Source organism: Streptomyces sp. CA-251387, assembly GCF_050936625.1.
Classification (GTDB): Bacteria; Actinomycetota; Actinomycetes; order Streptomycetales; family Streptomycetaceae; genus Streptomyces.
Genome location: NZ_JBNJMJ010000001.1, coordinates 6,735,171 through 6,755,182, shown reverse-complemented (window position 1 = coordinate 6,755,182; position 20,012 = coordinate 6,735,171). Strand labels below are relative to the sequence as shown.

19 protein-coding genes are annotated in these 20,012 nt (G+C 71.0%); 6 read left to right on the top strand and 13 right to left on the bottom strand.

Features of this window, described 5'->3' with window-relative positions; all coding sequences use genetic code 11:
• Positions 1-212 precede the first annotated feature (212 nt).
• Both ACQEV2_RS30395 and ACQEV2_RS30390 read right to left on the bottom strand, forming a co-directional pair.
• Positions 213-416: a hypothetical protein gene (locus tag ACQEV2_RS30395; RefSeq protein ID WP_031485142.1), complete on the bottom strand. Its 204-nt coding sequence runs from the start codon at positions 414-416 to the stop codon at positions 213-215.
• 382 nt (positions 417-798) lie between these two features.
• Entirely contained in the window at positions 799-1,080 is a 282-nt protein-coding gene (locus tag ACQEV2_RS30390; protein ID WP_433048389.1) for an acylphosphatase, read from the bottom strand.
• 154 nt (positions 1,081-1,234) lie between these two features.
• On the opposite strand from ACQEV2_RS30390, the gene ACQEV2_RS30385 reads away from it, so the two are divergent.
• Positions 1,235-2,380: a CAP domain-containing protein gene (locus ACQEV2_RS30385; RefSeq protein ID WP_433048386.1), complete on the top strand. Its 1,146-nt coding sequence runs from the start codon at positions 1,235-1,237 to the stop codon at positions 2,378-2,380.
• Between the two features lie 171 nt (positions 2,381-2,551).
• Entirely contained in the window at positions 2,552-2,953 is a 402-nt protein-coding gene (locus tag ACQEV2_RS30380; RefSeq protein WP_433048383.1) for a winged helix-turn-helix transcriptional regulator, read from the top strand.
• Here the strand turns inward: ACQEV2_RS30380 and mutM are convergent.
• The 8 genes from mutM to recG all read right to left on the bottom strand — a co-directional run bounded on the left by mutM (position 2,926) and on the right by recG (position 10,225).
• Positions 2,926-3,786, bottom strand: a complete 861-nt coding sequence (gene mutM / locus ACQEV2_RS30375) for a bifunctional DNA-formamidopyrimidine glycosylase/DNA-(apurinic or apyrimidinic site) lyase (protein ID WP_433048380.1) — start codon at positions 3,784-3,786, stop codon at positions 2,926-2,928. The two genes, ACQEV2_RS30380 and mutM, sit on opposite strands and share 28 nt — an antisense overlap.
• Positions 3,787-3,877: 91 nt before the next feature.
• Complete coding sequence (rnc, locus tag ACQEV2_RS30370; protein WP_433048377.1) at positions 3,878-4,711, bottom strand: ribonuclease III; 834 nt, start codon at positions 4,709-4,711, stop codon at positions 3,878-3,880.
• Between the two features lie 7 nt (positions 4,712-4,718).
• The gene (rpmF, locus tag ACQEV2_RS30365) at positions 4,719-4,892 is read right to left on the bottom strand and encodes a 50S ribosomal protein L32 (protein ID WP_003951102.1); all 174 of its coding nucleotides are present in this window, start codon (positions 4,890-4,892) and stop codon (positions 4,719-4,721) included.
• Positions 4,893-4,894: 2 nt separating this feature from the next.
• Positions 4,895-5,539: a YceD family protein gene (locus tag ACQEV2_RS30360; protein ID WP_433048374.1), complete on the bottom strand. Its 645-nt coding sequence runs from the start codon at positions 5,537-5,539 to the stop codon at positions 4,895-4,897.
• Between the two features lie 138 nt (positions 5,540-5,677).
• Positions 5,678-6,760, bottom strand: a complete 1,083-nt coding sequence (locus tag ACQEV2_RS30355; RefSeq protein ID WP_433048371.1) for an ATP synthase F0 subunit B — start codon at positions 6,758-6,760, stop codon at positions 5,678-5,680.
• A 57-nt stretch (positions 6,761-6,817) separates the two neighbouring features.
• Positions 6,818-7,297: a pantetheine-phosphate adenylyltransferase gene (coaD, locus tag ACQEV2_RS30350; protein WP_433048368.1), complete on the bottom strand. Its 480-nt coding sequence runs from the start codon at positions 7,295-7,297 to the stop codon at positions 6,818-6,820.
• Between the two features lie 26 nt (positions 7,298-7,323).
• Complete coding sequence (gene rsmD, locus ACQEV2_RS30345; protein ID WP_433048365.1) at positions 7,324-7,911, bottom strand: 16S rRNA (guanine(966)-N(2))-methyltransferase RsmD; 588 nt, start codon at positions 7,909-7,911, stop codon at positions 7,324-7,326.
• 106 nt (positions 7,912-8,017) lie between these two features.
• Positions 8,018-10,225 (bottom strand): ATP-dependent DNA helicase RecG, encoded by a 2,208-nt coding sequence (gene recG, locus ACQEV2_RS30340; protein ID WP_433048362.1) that lies wholly within the window; start codon positions 10,223-10,225, stop codon positions 8,018-8,020.
• A 191-nt stretch (positions 10,226-10,416) separates the two neighbouring features.
• On the opposite strand from recG, the gene ACQEV2_RS30335 reads away from it, so the two are divergent.
• A complete protein-coding gene (locus ACQEV2_RS30335; RefSeq protein WP_433048359.1) occupies positions 10,417-12,255 on the top strand; it encodes an HSP90 family protein in 1,839 nt (612 codons plus the stop codon).
• Positions 12,252-15,386, top strand: a complete 3,135-nt coding sequence (locus ACQEV2_RS30330; RefSeq protein ID WP_433048356.1) for a tetratricopeptide repeat protein — start codon at positions 12,252-12,254, stop codon at positions 15,384-15,386. Before ACQEV2_RS30335 ends, ACQEV2_RS30330 begins: the two co-directional genes overlap by 4 nt.
• A 125-nt stretch (positions 15,387-15,511) precedes the next feature.
• Here the strand turns inward: ACQEV2_RS30330 and ACQEV2_RS30325 are convergent, their stop codons facing one another.
• A complete protein-coding gene (locus ACQEV2_RS30325; RefSeq protein ID WP_433048353.1) occupies positions 15,512-17,215 on the bottom strand; it encodes a DAK2 domain-containing protein in 1,704 nt (567 codons plus the stop codon).
• A 256-nt stretch (positions 17,216-17,471) separates the two neighbouring features.
• On the opposite strand from ACQEV2_RS30325, the gene rpmB reads away from it, so the two are divergent.
• A complete protein-coding gene (gene rpmB / locus ACQEV2_RS30320; protein WP_003993230.1) occupies positions 17,472-17,657 on the top strand; it encodes a 50S ribosomal protein L28 in 186 nt (61 codons plus the stop codon).
• A 143-nt stretch (positions 17,658-17,800) separates the two neighbouring features.
• On the opposite strand, the gene thiD is transcribed toward rpmB, so the two are convergent.
• Together thiD and ACQEV2_RS30310 are read right to left on the bottom strand one after the other, a co-directional pair.
• Positions 17,801-18,604 carry a bifunctional hydroxymethylpyrimidine kinase/phosphomethylpyrimidine kinase gene (gene thiD / locus ACQEV2_RS30315; RefSeq protein WP_433048350.1) on the bottom strand — a complete coding sequence of 268 codons (804 nt, stop codon included), beginning with the start codon at positions 18,602-18,604 and terminating at the stop codon, positions 17,801-17,803.
• The gene (locus tag ACQEV2_RS30310; protein WP_093910064.1) at positions 18,601-19,569 is read right to left on the bottom strand and encodes a thiamine-phosphate kinase; all 969 of its coding nucleotides are present in this window, start codon (positions 19,567-19,569) and stop codon (positions 18,601-18,603) included. Before ACQEV2_RS30310 ends, thiD begins: the two co-directional genes overlap by 4 nt.
• A gap of 206 nt (positions 19,570-19,775) precedes the next feature.
• On the opposite strand from ACQEV2_RS30310, the gene ACQEV2_RS30305 reads away from it, so the two are divergent.
• Entirely contained in the window at positions 19,776-20,009 is a 234-nt protein-coding gene (locus ACQEV2_RS30305; protein ID WP_003997603.1) for an Lrp/AsnC family transcriptional regulator, read from the top strand.
• Positions 20,010-20,012 lie beyond the last annotated feature (3 nt).

The window sequence follows — 20,012 nt, the reverse complement described above, 5'->3', positions numbered from 1 at the left end:
ATGAACCCACGGTTTCACCAGTGAACGTGCAGGGCACACCAGACGTTAAAGAGGGTGAAAGGATGCGCGGGGCATTAAGCCGGGGGCAAGAAAGAAGGGACGCCGAAGCGTCCCTTGCAACTTCCGACGGCTGACTGGCCAGCCGTTGACAACTTAGCGGTTGATACGGGCAGCCCAACCACTGCTTGTGCTGTCGTGGAGCGATGCAGCGATCAGGTGAGCGCAGGCTCCGCCTGGTGTGCGTCGATGCTCTCCATGATCCTGTCGTGAGAAGCGGCAGCCTGCAGGGCGTCCTTCTCCGCCTGGATCCGTACGAGCTCGGATTCCAGGTCCTGGACACGCTGCTGGAGCCGTCGCATCTCGGCGAGGAGTCGAGGGTCGGAGCCGCCGACGTAACCGAGAAGCGCCTTTGCCATGATGGATGGTCCTCCACACTGAGTGACCGACCGATGCGGTGTGGGTCGTGAGGGATTCGCACCCGCGGTTGCTTGGCAGGCCTGGAGTTGTGCTGCCGTTCAGCCATGCCAAACAGCTAAGGTGCGCGGGGCTTTCAGCGTCTCACCAAAAAGTTTGACGGTCAACACGATCACGCCCCGTATTGGCGGGCAACCCGGGGGCGCGCGGCCGAAAAGCGGCGGCGCTGCGACTCCTGCGGGCCCTCGGGGCGTGGCGATCATCCTTTCGCCCGGAGCCTGCCACTGCAACCGGGTTCTTGGCAACCACCTGCTCATTTCTGCTGGGGGCAGTTGCCGGTGGCAGATCCCCGCGCTTGCGCCAGGGCCGTTTTACAGAACCGGCTCAGCGGATGGCGAAGCCGTCGTAACCCCCGCGAGGTGTGTCCCAGATCTCGGTGACACCGTCCACGTGCCCGGGCGTGTCGTCCCCCTGAAGCCAGTCCAGAAGTCCCTCACAGCCCTCCCGCGGGCCCTCCGCGACCACCTGGACCCGGCCGTCGGCCAAATTGAGAGCAAAACCACTCAGGTCGCCGATCTCGAGCGCCTTGGCCCGCGTGAACCAGCGAAAACCCACACCTTGGACGCGTCCACGCACCCAGGCGACCAGCCGTACATCCTCGCTCATGAGTGCAACCTAACGGGCCAATGTCTCTCGGGGCACTTCCTCCCCTGGCGCCATGCGGTACCGTCCCCACCCAATGAATCTCATATGAAACTCACTCGATCGTGTGAGTTCTGTGAGGACGTTGAGACCACGCACGGACGAGGAAGGCCAGAACATGGGACGCCACCGACGCTCCGCCGCCGGCCGCGCCGCCAGGGGCCGCGCCACGGGGGTCACACATACGGACGGCTCCTATACGGAGGGCCACGACCCGCTGCACTCGTACACGGGCGAGCGCCCCACCATGGGCATCGCCCCCTATCTGAACCCCGAGGCGTACGCCGAGGCCTACGCGAGGAGTGACGCCTACCTCTTCGCTACGGACGACGACTACGACTCGTTCACCGATCCCACGACGTTTCCGCCCGACGCCGACTTCGACTTCCGCGGCGACACCGCGGCCTTCGCGAGCGACGGCTTCACTCCGGACGCCGGCTCCCGGCGCCCCGGGAACGGCTCGCACCGCCGCCGCAAGAAGAAGGCCGTGGCGCCGGTGAAGACCGGGCTGCTCGGTGTCTCCGCGGCGGTCGCCCTGGGTACGGTCGCGGTGGCCGCGGGCGTGGTGCCCGGCATCGACAACTACCAGCTCGGCGGGGGCAGCGGCACGGACAAGGTGCAGGCCGCCGACACCCCGACGAACTCACCCAGCGAGCAGGGCGGCACGTCCGGCAGCGCCGAGAGCCATGACGACGGCTCCGCGACGAGCCGCGATGTCGACCGGCCCGCTTCGCCGTCCCCGTCGACGTCGTCCGCCGCGCCGACGAAGACCCCGTCGAAGAAGCCGTCGGCCACGCCCAGCAAGAAGCCGAAGGAGACCCCTTCGCGTACGGCCACGAAGGCGCCGGAGAAGGAGAAGACCAGCGCTCCCGTGGTGGTGTCCGCGGAGGCCGCCGCCGCGGCCGAGGTGCTGAAGCTGGTCAACGACGAGCGCGCCCAGGTGGGCTGCAGCCCGGTCTCCGCCAACAGCGCGCTGGCCGACCTGGCCCAGGACTTCAGCGAGGACATGGCCGAGCGGGGCTTCTTCGACCACACCGACCCGACCGGGGCGTCCCCGTGGGACCGGGCCGCGAAGGCCGGCATCACCGACCTCGGCGGCGAGAACATAGCCCGCGGCCAGGCCGACGCGGCCGCGGTGATGGAGGCCTGGATGAACAGCCCGGGCCACAAGGCCAACATCCTGAACTGCGACTTCAAGACGCTGGGCGTCGGTGTGCACTTCGGCGCCGGCGGGCCCTGGTGGACGCAGGACTTCGGGTACTAGACGCACGCAACGGCGAGGGGCTCCCATCCGGTGACCGGGTGGGAGCCCCTCGCCGTTCATCTGCCCCTCCGCGGCGACCGCTTTCGTACTTCGTCTTTCGCAGCCATCCGATGGCTAACGATAAGTTAGCGCCAACTACCAGTTAGCGCTGTGCTGGAGTACGCTTGAGGTATGGACACCATGCAGGAGCGCACGGAGGCGCAGGACCTCCCGTACAACGTGTTCGCCAAGGCCTGCCCCTCGCGCGGCACGCTGGAGCACGTCACGGGCCGCTGGGGCGGACTGACGCTCGGCGCCCTGTACGAGGGCTCGCTGCGCTTCAACGAGCTGCGCCGTCGCGTCGACGGCGTCAGCGAGAAGATGCTGTCCCAGACGCTGCACGCCCTGGAGCGCGACGGCCTGGTGCACCGCGACGCACAGCCGACCAATCCGCCCCGCGTGGACTACGAGCTGACGCCACTGGGGCGTGGGGTCGCCGAGCGGCTGCTGAACCTCATCCACTTCGTGGAGGGGCAGATGGACGACGTACTGGAAGCACGCCGGCGCTACGACGAGACGCGCGGCGCCCTCTGACACTTCGGGCAGAAGTAGCTGGACCGGTTCATCCAGGGCCGGCGGCGCATCGGCGTGCCGCAGCGCTTGCACGGCAGGCCTTCACGGCCGTACGCGTCCAGTGACCGGTCGAAGTACCCCGACTCGCCGTTGACGTTGACGTACAGGCTGTCGAAGCTGGTGCCGCCCACCGCGAGGGCTGCGTTCATCACGTCCCTTGTGTGGCCCAGGAGTTCGAGGGTGCGCGGGCGGGTGAAGGTCGCGGTCGGGCGGTCGTAGTGGAGGCGGGCGCGCCAAAGGGCCTCGTCCGCGTAGATGTTGCCGACGCCGCTGATCAACGACTGGTCGAGCAGGGCCCGTTTGATGGTCGTGCGCTTGCGGCGCAGGGCCTGGTGGAAGGCCTCGTCGTCGAAGAGCTCGTCGAGGGGGTCGCGGGCGATGTGCGCGATGACGTCGGGCAGGCCGTCCGGGGTGTTGTCGTGCAACGACAGGCCGCCGAAGGTGCGTTGGTCGACGAAGCGCAGTTCGGTGCCGAGGGCGTCCGCGAAGCGCACCCGGATCCTGAGGTGCTTCTCGTCGGGCGCGGTGTGCGGCTGCACCAGCAGCTGGCCGCTCATGCCGAGGTGGGCCAGGATCGACTGGTTCGTGTCCTCCAGGGGCAGCCACAGGTACTTGCCGCGGCGGCTCGGCGTGCCGATGCGGTGGCCCTTGAGGCGGTGCGCGAAGTCGTCCGCGCCCGCGATGTGACGACGCACGGCACGCGGGTGCAGCACCTCGGCGTCGGCGACCGTGCGGTGGGCGACCCACCGCTCCAGACCGCGCCGGACGACCTCGACCTCGGGCAACTCGGGCATGGCTCCCCCGTACTCCCCGTGCTCTCACTGTTGAGGGTATGAGCCGAGCGCCCGCCCCCGGAGGGACGGGCGCTCGGATCGCGCTGTTCGGTCAGGCGGAGGCCGACGACGTGTCGGCGTCGGACTCGGCGGCATCGGCTGCCGCCTTCTTGGCGCGCTCGTCCGCCGCGGCCCGGATGGACCGCCATGCGGACTCGGCGGCCTGCTGCTCCGCCTCCTTCTTGCTGCGGCCGGTGCCGGTGCCGTACGAGACGCCTCCGACGCGGGCAGCAGCAGTGAAGGTCTTCTCGTGGTCGGGGCCGGTCTCCGTGACCAGGTACTCGGGGACACCGAGGCCTTCGGTCGCGGTGAGCTCCTGGAGACTGGTCTTCCAGTCCAGGCCGGCTCCGAGGTTCGAGGACTTCTCGATCAAGGGGTCGAACAGGCGGTGCACCAGCTCCGCCGCCGAGTCCAGGCCCTGGTCGAGATAGACCGCGCCGATCACCGCTTCCAGGGTGTCGGCAAGGATGGACGCCTTGTCCCGGCCGCCCGTGCCCTCTTCACCGCGGCCGAGCCGGATGAAGGAGCCCAGGTCGAGCCCACGGCCGACCTCCGCCAGCGCACGCGAGTTGACCACCGCGGCCCGCAGCTTGGCCAGCTGGCCTTCGGGCAGGTCGGGGTGGGTGCGGTACAGCGTGTCCGTGACCACGAGGCCGAGGACGGAGTCCCCGAGGAACTCCAGGCGCTCGTTGGTCGGCAGGCCGCCGTTCTCGTATGCGTAAGAGCGGTGCGTCAGCGCACGCACCAGAAGGGCGGACTCGAGCTTGTACCCGAGCCGCCCTTCCAACAGCGTGTGGGACGAGGCCTGGTTGTCCGCCTTCTTCCTGGCGTTTGGGTCCGCCTTGGCGTCATCCGCCTTCTTCGGGGTGGACACAGTGCCTCTCACCAGCCGCTCAGACCTCGAGGACCTGGCGCTTGTTGTAGGTGCCGCACGACGGGCACGCGATGTGCTGCTGCTTGGGCTCGTGGCAGCGCTCGCACGCAACCAGGGTGGGGACCGCAGCCTTCCACTGCGACCGGCGGTGGCGCGTGTTGCTGCGCGACATCTTCCGCTTCGGAACAGCCACGGCTACTTCTCCTGCTTCTCGTCGACGCCCGCTTCGGCGCCGCTCATCTCGTCCTTATCGCCGGGTTCGAGCGAACCGGCGAGTCCCTGCAGTGCCGCCCAACGGATGTCGACGGCGTCATGGTGGTGGTCCGGGTCGTCCGCAAGGCGTGCCCCGCACTCGGCGCACAGACCTGGGCAGTCTTCCTGGCACACCGGCTGCATCGGCAGTGCGAGCACTACCGCATCGCGCAGCACGGGTTCGAGGTCGAACAGGCCGTCCTCGAGAAAGAGCCTGTCCTCGTCGTCCTCGGCGTCGTCGCCGGGTTCCGCACCGTGGTGGTGACGGCCCCGATCGTCGGCGTCAGGGTACGAGAACATCTCCTGGAAGTCCGCTTCGACGTCGAGCTGAAGCGGCTCCAGACACCTTACGCACTCCCCCTCGGCCTGTGCACGGGCGGTGCCTGTGACAAGCACCCCTTCCATGACCGACTCGAGCCGGAGTTCGAGCTCCACCGGGGCGCCTTCCGGCACTCCGACGACTCCCTGGATACCGAGGTCCTTGGGAGCGTCGACCTCGCGGGTCAGGCGCTGCAGCGCACCGGGCCGCCGGCCCAGCTCGTGCGTGTCGAACACGAGAGGGTTGCGGTGGTCGAGGCGGGCTGTCACGCCATTCCTGCTTTCGATCTGCTGAGCTCAGGGGGTCACTGCCCTTCGGTGTTCCCGGGCAGCGTTGATCGCGGACGTACGCGCGACCGAAGAGCCAGGATACTGGACCTTTCGCTCACGGCCCAATCCGGTGGCTCTCTACTGGCCCCGCCCCTGTTCGTAGGCCCGCAGCTGCTCGGCACTGATCATGCTGGTGTCGAAGAGGCTGGTCTCGTCGAGGGCGTAGCCCTGGGTGGGCTGCTGGGGCTGCTGAGCCTGGTGGGCCGCCTGGTTGGGTTCGTAGGCGGCCTGCTGGGGGTCGTAGCCCTGGTAGGCATATGGGTCGGCCTGCTGGTAGCCGTACGGGTCCTGCTGGCCGCCGTAGGTCTGCTGGTAGCCGCCGTACGGATCGGCGGTCTGCTGCTGGTAGCCGTACGCCGGCTGCACGGTCTGCGGGTCGTACTGCGGCTGTGCCGGTACGGCCGCTGCCGGCTCGGCCGGGGCGGCTGCGGGGGCGTCCTGCTCCGCGAGTGCGGCGAGGTCGGCGAGGTAGTCGGCGTCGCTGGAGTGCTGGACGGTGCTGGTGTCGTCGGCGAGGGCGCCGAGATCGTCGGTGGCGATGCGGCCGTGCAGCTTCTGGCGGCCGCGGCCGACGGCCTCCAGGGTCTTGGCCAGGACCGCCTCGAAGGCGCCGAGCTTGACGTCGACGTACTCGTCGGCGGTGCGGCGCAGGGTCTCGGGGTCGTGGCTGCGCTCGGGGGCGTCCTCGTCCTCGTAGCCCTGCTCGTCGGTGCCGGGGCCGGTGCCGAGGAGCTTCTCGCGGCCGCGGCCGACGGAGCCGAGGGTCTTGGTGAGGACGACCTCGAAGTTGGCGAGCTTGGAGTCGACGTAGTCGTCGGCCTCCGCGCGGATCTCCTCGGCCTCCTTGCGGGCCTCGGCGAGGATGCGGTCGGCCTCGGCCTGGGAGCGGCGGGCGACCTCGGTGTCGGAGATCAGGGAGCCGCGCTCGGCGTGCGCGGACTGGATGATGCGCTCGGCCTCCTGGCGGGCCTGCTCGACCATCTGCTCACGGTCGCCGATCAGCTCCTGGGCCTGGGCGAGGGAGCCGGGCAGGGCCGCGCGGACCTCTTCCAGCATCGAGAGCAGTTCGGCGCGGTTGACCACGCACGAGGCCGACATGGGCATCGACCGGGCACCGGAGACCGCGGCCACGATCTCGTCGAGCTTCTTCTGCACGTCCACCTGTGCTCGCCACTCTCTACAGCTGTATTGGAGACGGACGGGACGACTGTAGCCCCATCAGTCCTTGCGCAGGCGTTTGTTGAGGGCCTCGAGGACCGCCGGGGGCACCAGGTGGGAGACGTCGCCGCCCCAGGTGGCGACCTCCTTGACCAGGGAGGAGGACAGGAAGCTGTAGGTGGGGTTGGTCGGCACGAAGAGCGTCTCCACACCCGACAGGCCGTTGTTCATCTGAGCCATCTGCAGCTCGTAGTCGAAGTCGCTGACCGCGCGCAGGCCCTTGACGATGGCCGGGATGTCGCGCTGCTTGCAGAAGTCGACAAGGAGGCCGTGGAAGGCCTCGACCCGGACGTTCCCGTACTCGGCCGTGACCTGGCGGATCAGGTCGAGCCGCTCGTCGACCTCGAACAGGCCCTTCTTGGCCTTGTTGATCATGACGGCGACATAGACCTCGTCATACAGCCTGGAGGCTCGGGAAATGATGTCGAGATGTCCGTTGGTGATCGGGTCGAACGACCCGGGACAGACGGCGCGGCGCACTTGTGATCCCTCGCTCTCCGGTCCGGTCATCGTGCGTCTTCGCACGTAGAGGCGGCGCGACCGTACCAAAACGTTCCCTCGCCATAACGACGGGCCCGGATCGCCTCGAAGCCGTCCGGCCATCTGAATTCGCCGCCTCTGGTGCTGCGCTCCACGGTGACGATCGCCTCCGGCGCGAGCCAGCCCCCTGAGCGGAGTGTGAGCAGAATCTCGCGAAGATCGTGATCTGTGACTCGGTACGGCGGGTCGAGGAAGACGAGGTCGTACGGCTCGGCCGGCGGCGGTGACTGGATGATCTGTTCGGCTTTGCCCGCCCTCACCTCGGCGCCGGGGAGGCCGAGAGCCTTGACGTTCTCGCGGACGACGCGGGCCGCTCGCGCGTCGGCTTCGACGAGGAGGGTGTGGCCGGCGCCGCGGGACAGGGCCTCCAGGCCGACGGCGCCTGATCCCGCGTACAGGTCGAGGACCCGTTCGCCGTCCAGAGGGCCTCCGAGGAGGGACTGCCAGGTGGAGAACAGCCCTTCTCGGGCGCGGTCGGAGGTAGGGCGGGTTCCGTGTCCCGGGGGGACGGCCAGGCGGCGTCCGCCGGCTGCGCCGGCGATCACGCGGGTCATCTTCGGTCCTTGGTTGTGGGCGTCTACAGGTTCAGTGTGGCTGGTCGTGCCCGCGCGACGGTAGCCGCATATGGATTGCAGCCCCGCGCCCCTGAGGGAGTCTCCCTCACCCCTTCTCCAAGTACTGCTCCCTTTCCTCGTCCAAGAGGGCGTCCAAGGCTGTCCGTAGGCCGGGAAATCCCGTCAGCTCCGGATCTGCCGCCACCAACGCCGCCGCCTCCTCCCTCGCCTCGGCGATGATCTCCTCGTCCTCGATGACGGCCAGGACCCGCAAACTGGATCGCGCCCCCGACTGGGCCTGGCCCAGGACGTCACCCTCGCGGCGCTGCTCCAGGTCGATGCGGGACAGTTCGAAGCCGTCGAGGGTGGAGGCGACCGCGTTCAGGCGCTGACGGGCCGCGCTGGCCTCCGGCATCTCGGTGACCAGGAGGCAGAGGCCGGGCGCCGAGCCCCGGCCCACGCGGCCGCGCAGCTGGTGGAGCTGGGAGACGCCGAAGCGGTCGGCGTCCATGATCACCATTGCCGTGGCGTTGGGTACGTTCACGCCGACCTCGATGACCGTCGTGGCGACCAGGACGTCGGTCTCGCCGGCGGCGAAGCGGCGCATGACGGCGTCCTTGTCGTCGGGGTGCATCCGGCCGTGCAGCACCTCGACCTTGAGGCCGCTCAGCGGGCCCTTGGAGAGCTGGTCCGCCACGTCCAGGACCGCGAGCGGTGGGCGCTTCTCGGCCTCGTCCTCGGGGGACTTCTGCTTGCCGGCCTTCTTGGGGTCGTCCTCCTCGTCGCCGATGCGGGGGCAGACGACATACGCCTGATGGCCGTTTCCGACCTCCTCGCGCACCCGCTCCCAGGCGCGGGCCAGGAAGTGGGGCTTGTCGGCGGCCGGGACGACATGGCTGGCGATCGGCGAGCGGCCCGCCGGGAGCTGGTCGAGGACCGAGGTCTCCAGGTCGCCGAAGACGGTCATGGCGACGGTGCGCGGGATGGGGGTCGCGGTCATGACGAGCAGATGCGGGGGCTGCTTGCCCTTGCCGCGCAGGGCGTCGCGCTGTTCGACGCCGAAGCGGTGCTGCTCGTCCACGACGACCAGGCCGAGGTCGTGGAACTGAACCTTGTCCTCGATCAGCGCGTGTGTGCCGATCACGATCCCGGCTTCTCCGGTGACCAGGTCGAGCAGCGCCTGGCGGCGGGCGGCGGCTCCCATGGAGCCGGTCAGCAGGACCACCTTGGTGGCCTGGTCGGCGCCGCCCAGCATCCCGCCCTCGGCCAGCTCGCCCATCATCTCGACGATGGAGCGGTGGTGCTGCTGGGCCAGGACCTCGGTGGGCGCGAGCATGGCGGCCTGCCCGCCCGCGTCGACCACGGCGAGCATGGCGCGCAGGGCCACCATGGTTTTTCCACTGCCGACCTCTCCCTGGAGCAGCCGGTGCATCGGATGCTCCGTCGCCAGGTCGTCGAAGATCTCCTTCGAGACCTTCTGCTGGCCTTCTGTGAGAGTGAAGGGCAGGCGGTCGTCGAAGGCCGTCAGGAGGCCGTCCGGCTTCGGTTTGCGGGCGACCGCCGGGAGTTGGGCGTCCGCGTGGCGACGGCGGGCGAGGGCGACCTGGAGTACGAAGGCCTCGTCCCACTTGAGGCGGTCCCGGGCATCGGCGATGTCCGCCTTGGTGTGCGGGCGGTGGATCTTGAGGAGCGCCTCGGGGAGGGAGACCAGGCCCCGGCCCTCGCGGAGGGAGTCCGGGAGGGGGTCGACGGCCTCCTGGGCGCTGGGGAGGACCGTCTGGATCGCCTTGCCGATCTTCCAGGACTCCAGCTTGGCGGTGGCCGGGTAGATGGGGATCAGGGCGCCCGCCCAGGTCTCCACGGTTTCGTCCGACTCGCCGCGCAGCAACTCGTACGCCGGATGCGCCAGTTGCAGGCGGCGGTTGAAGACGGAGACCTTGCCCGCGAACATCGCGCGTGTGCCCGGCAGGAGCTCCTTGTGGGGCTTGTGAACGCCGTTGCCGAAGAAGACCAGTTGGAGGCGGCCGCTGCCGTCCGTGATCGTGACTTCGAGGCGCTGGCCCTTGCCTCGGGGAGCCTTGGTGGAGGCGAAGGTGTGCAGGCGGGCGTCGGCGACCTGGGCGACCACCGTGACGTGTTCGTCCATGGGAAGGTCGGCGAGGTGGGTGAGCTGCCCGCGCTCCTCGTATCTGCGCGGGTAGTGGTGCAGCAGGTCGCCGACGGTGTGCAGGCCGAGGTGCTCGGCCATCACCTTCGCGGTGGGAGGGCCGAGCACTTTCTTCAGTGGTTCTTCCAGTGCGGGCACGAGATCCATTCCACACCACGGCACTGACAATGCCGTACAGCTTGCGGTGGCCGCGCTGGTAAACGTCCCGGAAACCCCTGGTCAGACGGCTCGTTCCGGCCCTAGGATGGCGCGCTCCGGCCATCCTTTCCGCGGTCACCGCCTCACCGGGGCCGCCCGACCCCGCGCCGTCGCGAAGTCCCCCCAACGGCGCTGCGACGATGGACTCCCAGACCTCACAGTCATCCCAGGCACCTCAGCCGCCCCAGTCACCTCATACGTTCCAGGTCGACCTGCGCGGCCTGGTGGACCTGCTGTCCCATCACCTCTACTCCAGCCCGAAGGTCTATCTGCGCGAGCTGCTGCAGAACGCCGTCGACGCCATCACCGCCAGACGCGCCGAGGAGCCGGGCGCGCCGGCCGTGGTCCGGCTGTACGCCGAGTCGGGCGCCCTGCGGGTCGAGGACTCCGGGGTCGGGCTCACCGAAGCGGATGTGCACAACCTCCTCGCGACCATCGGGCGCAGCTCCAAGCGTGCCGAGGGGCTGCAGGAGGCCCGGTCCGACTTCCTGGGGCAGTTCGGCATCGGTCTGCTGGCCTGTTTCGTGGTCGCCGAGCGGATCCGGGTGGTCAGCCGCAGCGCCCGTACGCCGGACGCGGCGCCCGTGGAGTGGACGGCGACGGACGACGGCTCGTACACCGTGCGGACGCTGCCGGACGACGCCCGACCCGAGCCGGGCACCACCGTGCACCTGGTGGCGCGGGCCGGTGCCGCCGAGTGGCTGGCCGAGGACCGGGTCCTGGCGCTGGCGCGGGACTTCGGCTCGCTGCTGCCGTACGACGTGCGGGTCGGCGGCGAGGAGGTCACCGACCTGCCGGCGCCCTGGGACCGGTCGTACCCCTCCCCCGCCACCCGGAGGGTGGCCCTGGCCCGGCACTGTCACGACCTGTTCGGCTTCACTCCGCTGGACTCGATCGCGCTGGACGTGCCGCTCGCGGGGATCCGGGGCATGGCGTACGTCCTTCCCTCGGCGGTCAGCCCGGCCCAGCGGGCGGGTCACCGCGTCCACCTCAAGGGCATGCTGCTGACCGAGCGGGCCGAACAGCTGCTGCCCGACTGGGCGTTCTTCGTGCGGTGCGTGCTCGACACGGACAGTCTGCGGCCCACGGCCTCGCGCGAGGCGCTGTACGAGGACGAGACCCTGGCGGCCGTACGGGAAGCGCTGGGCGAAAGGATTCGGTCCTGGCTGACGGGTCTGGCTGCCGGTGATCCGGAACGGCTGGCGGCCTTCCTGAACGTGCACCACCTGGGCGTGAAGTCCCTCGCGCGGCACGACAAGGAGATGCTGCGCACGATGCTGCCGTGGCTGCCCTTCGAGACGACCGACGGGCGGCTGTCCCTGGAGGAGTTCGCGCAGCGGCACCCGGTGGTGCACTTCACGCGGACCGTCGAGGAATACCGGCAGGTCGCGCCGATCGCGTCCGCGCAGGGCGTCGGGGTGATCAACGGCGGTTACACGTACGACAGCGAGCTCATCGAGGCGCTGCCTTCGGTACGGCCCGGGACGGTCGTCGCCGAGCTGGACACAGACACCGTGACCGCGCACCTGGACTCCGTCGATCCTGCCGAGGAGCTGGCCCTGTCCGGCTTCCTGGCGGCCGCGCGGGCGAAGCTCGACCCGCTGGGCTGTGACGTCGTACTGCGCGCCTTCCATCCCCTGTCCGTGCCCGCGCTGCACCTCGACGACCGGGCGGCTCGGCACGAGCAGGCCCGTGCGGAGGCGGAGGAGCAGGCCGACGATCTGTGGGCGGGCATCCTCGGCTCGCTGCGCGGCAGCGCTCCACGCGCGCGTCTCGTGCTCAACCACCTGAACCCACTGATCCGGAGGATCAGTTCCCTGGGTGATCCGGAGCTGATCGGCACGGCCACCGAGTCCCTCTACGGGCAGGCGCTGCTGATGGCGCAGCGCCCGATCGGGCCCGCCGACTCGGCGCTGCTGAACCGGGCCTTCATCGGTCTGCTGGAGTGGGCCACGAACGGCGAGGAGGGCCGCCGATGAGCGGGATCACGGACTTCGACTCGCTGCGCCGGGCGCTGGCGGAGAACTCCGACGAACCGGAGGGTCCCGCCCGCAACGCGCGCGCGGAGCAGCTGCTCGCCGAGGCGGAGAAGCTGAACATCCCGCTCGCCGTGATCGAGGCGCTCGGACACCAGCTGAAGGTTTACAACTACAGCTCCGAGAAGGACAAGATGTTCGTCCCCTTCGCGCGTCTGCTGCGCATGTGGGACGAGCGCCCCGAGGACTTCGACGAGTACGAGACGCACTCGCTGCACTGGGTCTTCAAGTGGATGTCGTCCGGCATGCTCGACCAGCCGCACATCCCGCTCACGTCGATCGAGAAGTGGCTCGGCGAGATGGAGCACCGCTACCGGCTCGCCGGGCACTCCGAACGGGCGGTGCGCAGCGCCGAGTTCAGTGTGGCCGCGCATGTCGGGGACGTGGTGCGGGCCGAGCGGGCGTACGGCGCCTGGCTGGCCGCCGACCGGGACAGCATGGCCGACTGCCCCGCCTGCGAGCTGCACGGGCAGGGCTGGTGGCAGGCGGAGCGGGGCCGTCACGCGGAGGCGCTCCAGCTGTGGCGGCCGGTCCTGGAGGGCGAGTTCACGTGCGCCCACGAGCCGCACACGGTTCTCGCCTCCTCCCTGGTGCCGCTGCTGCGCCTGGGTCGCGTGGACGAGGCCCGAGCCAACCATCTGCGGGGCTTCCGGCTCGTGCGGCCCATGGAGAGCATGCGCGGCGCGTACGCCGACCACGTGGAGTTCTGCGCGCTGACCGGCAACGAGGCGCGGGGCCTGGAGCTGCTCGCGGAGCGGCCGGCGTACTTCACGGACGACGGGCATCCGCGCAGCAAGCTGGAGTTCATGACGGTCGTGGCCCTGCTCATGGAGCGCCTGGCCGCGCTCGGGCTGGGTGATCAGCAGGTGCCCGGTCCGGCGGGCCGTGCCTGGACCGCTCTCGAACTCGCCGCCCACGCGCGCGGGGAGGCCCTGGCGCTGGCGGCGCGCTTCGACGAGCGCAACGGCACGGCGCACATCAGCGAGCGGGCACGCGCGCGGATGGAACAGCGGCCGCTGGTGGAGCGGCTGCCGCTGGGGGTGCGTACGGCGGCACGGCCCACGGTTGTGGCGGCGCCTGCTGCGGCTCCGGCCGGTGTGCCCGAGAACTCCGAGGCGGACCTGCCCACGCTGCTCGCCGAGGCACGGCGGCTGTCGGACACCCTGCAGCCGAACGCCGTCGAGGCCTGGGCGGCCGTCTCCCGGGCCGCCGAGGGCGTCGAGCTGGCCGCCCTCGACCGCGCCGAGATCGCCGACCACCGGGCGATGGACCTGGGCCCCGAGGGCATCCCCCTGTTCGAGGAAGCCGCCGAGCTGTACGCGGAGGCGGGCGACCCCGGGGAGTCCGTGGCGGCACGCGCGCGTGGAGCGTACGTACGCGCGCTCACGGGCGAGGTGGCGGAGGCCCTCACTGCGATCGCCGGCCTGTACGACCAGGTCCTCGCGCTGTACGCCGAGGACGGCACCGGTGTGCGGCAGACGGCGGCCGTGCTGATGAGCCGGGCGCGGATCCTGATGCGGCGGGTGCATGAGGCGGCGGAGGCGGCCGAGGACGCGGGCCCGGGCGACGGCACCTCCGAGGACGCGGGGTGGGCCGACGGTCCGTCCCAGGACGCGATGCCGGACGACGGCCCCTCCGCGGGGGACGTGCCGCCCGGCGGCGGCTCCGGCGCGCTGCCGAGCGGCGACGGGCAGGCGCTCCCCGCCGGTCGCTCCCCCTCATCCGCGCTCCCGGCCCACGGTCCCTCCCGAAGCACCGTCCTCGCCGACGCCGAGGCCGCCGCCCGTGAGGTGCTCGCGCTCGTCGACGGGCGCGTCGGGGACGACGTACGGCTCGCCTCGCGGGCCGCGGAGGCGCAGGCGATGCTCGCGGAGCTGGCGGCGCTCACCGGGGACGTGGAGGGGGCCGCGGAGCTGTTCGCGCGGGCCTCGGCGGCGTTCGTCGGGGCGGGGCTGCCGTGGTTCGCGGTGGAGTACGAGGCCCGGCTGGCCGGGCTCGCCCACCATCTCGGCGACACGGCGGAGGCCGAGCGGGCGCTGCGGGCGGCCCTGGAGCACGGCGGGCCGCATCTGGAGGCCCCGGGGCGGGCCCAGCTGCACCTCCAGCTGGCCGAGGTGCTCGGTGGCAGGGGGCTGGCCGAGGAGGCCGCCGAACACGCTCTTCAGGCGGCGCACTGGGCCGACGAGGCGGGCGAGAGCCGCACGCTGGGCGCCTGGGCGCGGCAGCAGCTCGGCGGGTTCCTGCTGCGGCAGGGCCGGTTCGCCGAGGCCGCCGAGGTGCTGGAGTCGGCGCTGCCGGACCTGGCCGCCGAGACGCACGGCGACGGGGCGGTCGTCCAGACGCAGTGGTGGCTCGGGGACTGCCTGAGCGAGCTCGGCGAACACCGCGCGGCGGCCGAACGCCGGCTGCAGGCCGCCGAGATCGCCTGGCACTGGCCCGAGCAGCACGACCACGCCACGCTCGCCCACCTCGCCGCCGAGTCCCTCGGCCACGCCGGTCTGCTCGCCGAGGCGGACCGGGCCTACACGCGCGCGGGCACCCTGTGGCGCGAGCTCGGCAACGTCCACGGCCTCGTCCGCTCCTTGCGCGCCCGCGCGTGGCTTGCGTTGCGGGTGGAGGACCGGGACGACAGGGCGTGCGAGTTGATGGCGAGCGCGGTCCGGGAGTGCGCCGCGGCACTCGACGCGGCGGCCGACGAGGAGGCCCGGCAGCGGCTCACCGCCGAACTCGGTCACACTCACCGGCAGTTCGGCGACCTGCTCGCCCGTTCCGCCGCGGAGGACGCCGAGGACGAGTCGATCCGGGCCGCCCTGGAGGAGGCGCTGTCCCAGATGACGGAAGCCGTCACGGTGTTCGCCTCCCTCGGCGACGACGCCCTGCACAGCCGTACCGGAGCCGAACTCGCGGCAGGCTGGCTGGAGGCCGACCTGAGCCGCCCGGACAGGGCAGCGGCACACGCGCGTGCGGTGCTGGCGGTGTACGACGGCGCCGACGAGGGCGACGAGGCGGCTCAGGAGCGGCGGGCGGAGGCCGGGCAGATGCTTCAGGTGGTGGAGGAGCAGGACGTGGAGTGAGGCCCGCCCAGGGCCCGTGCCAGGCGCTCAAGCCCCGCGGCTCACTCGACGGCACGCAAGCCCCGCGGCTCACTCCACGGCACTCACGCGGCGCGGCTCACTCGACGGCACTCACGCCCCGCGGCTCACTCCACGCCGATCAGCAGCAGCGCCCCTTGCCGCCCGCCCCGGTACACCACCGTGTCGACGGCGAGATACGACTCACGCACGCGTGCCTCCAGGTGCTCGGCGATCGCCTCGGGCGCATCGTCGCCTAGGACGAGGGTGACGAGTTCGCCGCCGGCCGCGAGCATGCGGTCGAGCACGGCCTCCGCGGTGGCCGTGACGTCCGAGCCGATCACGGCCACGTCGCCGTCGACGAGGCCGAGGACATCACCGGCCTGGCAGATGCCGGCCATGGTCCAGGACTGGCGCTCGGCGACGGCGACCTCGGCGTAGCGGGTCGCGCCGGCCGCCGAGGTCATCGACACGACGTCCTCGTCGAAGCGCCGCTCGGGCTCGTGCACGGCGAGCGCCGCGATGCCCTGGACCGCCGAGCGGGTCGGGATCAGTGCCACGCGGATGCCCTCCGCGCGGGCCTGCTCGGCCGCCGCGGCCGCGGTGTGTCGCAGCTCGGCGTCGTTGGGCAGCAGCACGACCTCGCGCGCGTGGGCACGCCGTACGGCGTCGACGAGTTCCCCACTCGCGGGCGGCTCCCCGGGGCGCGCGAGGACGGTGGTCGCGCCGGCCTCGCGGTACAGCCCGTCCAGCCCCTCACCGGGCACGACGGCCACGACGGCACGCTGAGCCCGCTCCCGGGGCGGCCGCTCGCCACCGGTGGTGTGCACATCACCGGCGCCGAAGTGGGTGATCCGGATCCGGTACGGCCGCCCGGCCTCGACCCCGGCTTCCACGGCGGCCCCGGCGTCATCGACGTGCACGTGCACGTTCCACAGCCCGTCGCCGCCGACGATCACCAGCGAGTCCCCGAGGCCGTCGAGCCGCTCCCGCAGCCGCGCCACGGCCGCGTCCTCGGCCTCCAGCAGGTAGATCACCTCGAAGGCGGGGCCACCCGCCTGCAGCACGTCGGTGCACTCCTCGACGTCGGCGAGGGAGTCGCTGTCACCGGCAACAGGGGCCGTGTGCGAACCACCCTCCACGCGCGCGTGCACCCCAGAAACGGCGGAGACCGCGGAGACCGCCTCCCCCGTGAACGTCTCCACCAGCGCGCCCAGCACCGCCACCAGCCCCCGCCCACCGGCGTCGACCACTCCCGCGCGCTGAAGGACCGCCAGTTGCCCGGGCGTCGCGGCCAGCGCCGCCCGCGCCCCCTCGTAGGCCGCCCGCGCGACGGCCCCGCAGTCGTCGCCCTCGGCCCCACCGGCCGCGTCCGCGGCGGCCGAGGCGACCGTAAGGACTGTGCCCTCGACGGGATGGGCCACGGCCTGGCGGGCCGAGTCGGCCGCGTTCCGCAGGGCGAGGCGGAGGCCGGAGCCGTCGGTGTGAGCCGTCTCACCGTCCGTGGCGAGCACCTGAGCCATGCCGCGCAGCAACTGGGCGAGGATCGTCCCGGAGTTCCCCCTGGCGCCAATCAGCGCCCCGTGCGCCATAGCGCGGGCGGCGTCCGCCAGGGTGGGCCGGCCCGCGTCGTACGCGGTGAACACGGCCTCCACCGCCGCAACCGCCGACTCCACCGTCAGATACAGGTTCGTCCCGGTGTCCCCGTCGGCCACGGGATAGACGTTGATCGCGTCGATCTCCTCACGCGCGCGACCGAGGGACTTCAGCGCGAGGCCGCACCAGGTGCGCACCGCGAGAGCATCGAAGAATGTCTGCGGCACCTGCGCCACCTGCGCCTCCTCGGACTGCTGGACGTGGGACGCAGCGTAGACCCAGGACCGGTGCCCGCCGGAAGAGGGCCGGGAGCGGGCCCCTGAGCAGCCATGGTAGTTTCGTACTGCTGGCGCAGTCGTTGTATGCTGCTCCGGTTGCCCGATGCAGATCGGGCCGTTCCCCTGGCAACGCCACTCAGATCTCTGATCCTAGATCTCGATCCCGGCATGCCGGGATTAACCGTAAGTGCATCTGAAGTCTTTGGAGTGACCCGTGGCTGCCAACTGCGACGTCTGCGGCAAGGGGCCGGGCTTCGGCAACAACATCTCGCACTCGCACCGCCGTACGTCCCGCCGCTGGAACCCGAACATCCAGCGTGTGCGTACCGTGGTCGGCGGGACGCCGAAGCGCGTGAACGCTTGCACCTCGTGCATCAAGGCCGGCAAGGTCTCGCGCTGACGCTCAGCTGAGCGCGCGGCCACTGCCGGTTCGCTGCATTGAGCCGGTCCACCTCGGTGGACCGGCTTTTTGCTGTACTCCCGGCTTGTTGCTGTACTCCCGGCTTGTTGCTGTCCTACCGGCTTGTTGCTGGACGCAAAGGATCAATCGAGCCCAAGCTCAGGCGTCCTGAACCGCCACCCGTGGTCCACCGGCCCGATCCCCTCGCCGAGCGCGAACCCGGCCTTGATCGCCCCGGTGACGTACTCCTTGGCCGCGGCCACCGCCTCGGGCACCGACAGCCCCTTCGCGAGCCCGGAGGCGATCGCGGAGGCGAGCGTGCATCCGGTCCCGTGCGTGTGCCGGTTGTCGTGGCGGGGCGCCCGCAGCCAGTGCTCCTCAGCGCCGTCCGTGAGGAGATCCACGGCGTCCCCGGGCAGATGACCGCCCTTGATCAGCACCCACCGCGGCCCGTACGCCAGAACGGCCGCCGCGGCCTCCCGCAGCTGCTCCTCCGCCTCGACGTGTACGCCCGTCAGCTGCGCCACCTCGTCCAGGTTCGGTGTCGCCACGGTCGCCACGGGCAGCAGCTTCGTACGCACCGAGTCGAGCGCGGAAGCCGCGAGCAGCGGATCCCCGTGCTTGGAGACCCCCACCGGGTCGATCACCGCCGGTGCGTCCGTCCCGCCGATCAACTCGGCGACCGTCTCGACCAGTTCGGCCGAGGCGAGCATCCCCGTCTTGATCGCCTGTACGCCGATGTCGTCGACGACACTGCGGTACTGCGCCCGCACGGCCTCCACCGGGAGCTCCCAGGCTCCCTGCACGCCAAGGGAGTTCTGGGCCGTGACCGCGGTGACGACGCTCATGCCGTGCACGCCGAGCGCCAGCATCGTCTTCAGGTCGGCCTGAATGCCCGCACCCCCGCCGGAGTCGGAGCCCGCCACCGTAAGGACATTGGGGATCATGACTCGATGTCCCCGCCGAAGTGGTCCCAGCCGCCCTTCTTGGTCCACGGCGCCCCGTCCACCGTCACCTGGGGCAGCGCCGAGGGGTTGAGGACCTCACCGATGACCTTCCAGCGGGCCGGGAGCTTCACGTCCGGCGGGAAGGTCGCCACGATCGCGTGGTCCTCTCCCCCGGTCAGCACCCACTGCATGGGGTCGACGCCGACGGCCTGCCCGATGTCGTTCATCTGGGTCGGGATGTCGATCGCGCCGGAGCGGATGTCGATGCGCACCTTGCTGGCCTCGGCGATGTGTCCGAGGTCGGCGATCAGTCCGTCGCTCACGTCGCACATCGCGGTCGCGCCGAGCCCCGCGGCGGCCGGGCCCGCGTGATACGGCGGCTCGGGGCGCCGGTGCGCCTCCACGAAGGCCCGCGGCGAGCGGAAACCGCGGGCGAGCACGGCGTATCCGGCCGCGGACCAGCCCAGCCAGCCGGTCACGGCGACGAGGTCACCGGGCTGCGCGCCCGCCCGCGTCACGGGCTCCTGGTTGCGCAGATCGCCGAGCGCGGTGATCGACACCATGATCGTGTCGCCCCGTACGACGTCACCGCCGACCACCGAGGCACCGGCGACCTGGCACTCGTCGCGCAGGCCGTCCATGAGTTCGCTCGGCCAGGTCACCGGGAGTTCGGCCGGCACGACCAGGCCGAGCAGCAACGCGGTCGGTACGGCGCCCATGGCGGCGATGTCCGCGAGGTTCTGCGCGGCTGCCTTGCGGCCGACGTCGTAGGCCGTGGACCAGTCGCGGCGGAAGTGCCGCCCCTCCAGCAGGATGTCGGTGCTGGCGACCACCCTGCGGTCGGGCGCGGCCACCACCGCGGCGTCGTCGCCGGGGCCGACCCGAACCGCCGGGGTGGTGGTGAGACGGGAGGTGAGCTCCCTGATGAGCCCGAACTCACCGAGCTCACCAACAGTGCCCTTCATTGCCCTTACGCCCCTTCTGTCCCTGGTCGCACCCGGTCGCGCGTCACTACTGTCCTCGCTACGGTCGAGGTGTACGTCAACTTCTGTCGTGCCTGCACCCCGGCGCGCAAGCCCCGGCCACCGCAGGTCTCCCCGCGGCGAGCGGCGACGCGATACCGTGGCGTTCCTTTTCCCCACATGATCCTCGTGGCCGCCCTGGAGGTTCCGTGGTACAGGCGTACATCCTGATCCAGACGGAGGTCGGCAAGGCGTCGACCGTCGCCGAGACGATCAGCAAGATCCCTGGAGTCATCCAGGCCGAGGACGTGACGGGACCGTACGACGTCATCGTGCGCGCCCAGGCCGACACAGTCGACGACCTGGGTCGCATGGTGGTCGCGAAGGTCCAGCAAGTGGACGGCATCACCCGCACCCTGACCTGCCCGGTCGTGCATCTGTAGCCC

Excerpts from the sequence above, each read along its gene's own strand:
- ACQEV2_RS30395 (WP_031485142.1), bottom strand. The coding sequence starts at position 416 with ATGGCAAAGGCGCTTCTCGGTTACGTCGGCGGCTCCGACCCTCGACTC.
- ACQEV2_RS30390 (WP_433048389.1), bottom strand. The coding sequence starts at position 1,080 with ATGAGCGAGGATGTACGGCTGGTCGCCTGGGTGCGTGGACGCGTCCAA.
- ACQEV2_RS30385 (WP_433048386.1), top strand. The coding sequence starts at position 1,235 with ATGGGACGCCACCGACGCTCCGCCGCCGGCCGCGCCGCCAGGGGCCGC.
- ACQEV2_RS30380 (WP_433048383.1), top strand. The coding sequence starts at position 2,552 with ATGGACACCATGCAGGAGCGCACGGAGGCGCAGGACCTCCCGTACAAC.
- mutM (WP_433048380.1), bottom strand. The coding sequence starts at position 3,786 with ATGCCCGAGTTGCCCGAGGTCGAGGTCGTCCGGCGCGGTCTGGAGCGG.
- rsmD (WP_433048365.1), bottom strand. The coding sequence starts at position 7,911 with ATGACCCGCGTGATCGCCGGCGCAGCCGGCGGACGCCGCCTGGCCGTC.
- recG (WP_433048362.1), bottom strand. The coding sequence starts at position 10,225 with ATGGATCTCGTGCCCGCACTGGAAGAACCACTGAAGAAAGTGCTCGGC.
- ACQEV2_RS30335 (WP_433048359.1), top strand. The coding sequence starts at position 10,417 with ATGGACTCCCAGACCTCACAGTCATCCCAGGCACCTCAGCCGCCCCAG.
- ACQEV2_RS30330 (WP_433048356.1), top strand. The coding sequence starts at position 12,252 with ATGAGCGGGATCACGGACTTCGACTCGCTGCGCCGGGCGCTGGCGGAG.
- thiD (WP_433048350.1), bottom strand. The coding sequence starts at position 18,604 with ATGATCCCCAATGTCCTTACGGTGGCGGGCTCCGACTCCGGCGGGGGT.
- ACQEV2_RS30310 (WP_093910064.1), bottom strand. The coding sequence starts at position 19,569 with ATGAAGGGCACTGTTGGTGAGCTCGGTGAGTTCGGGCTCATCAGGGAG.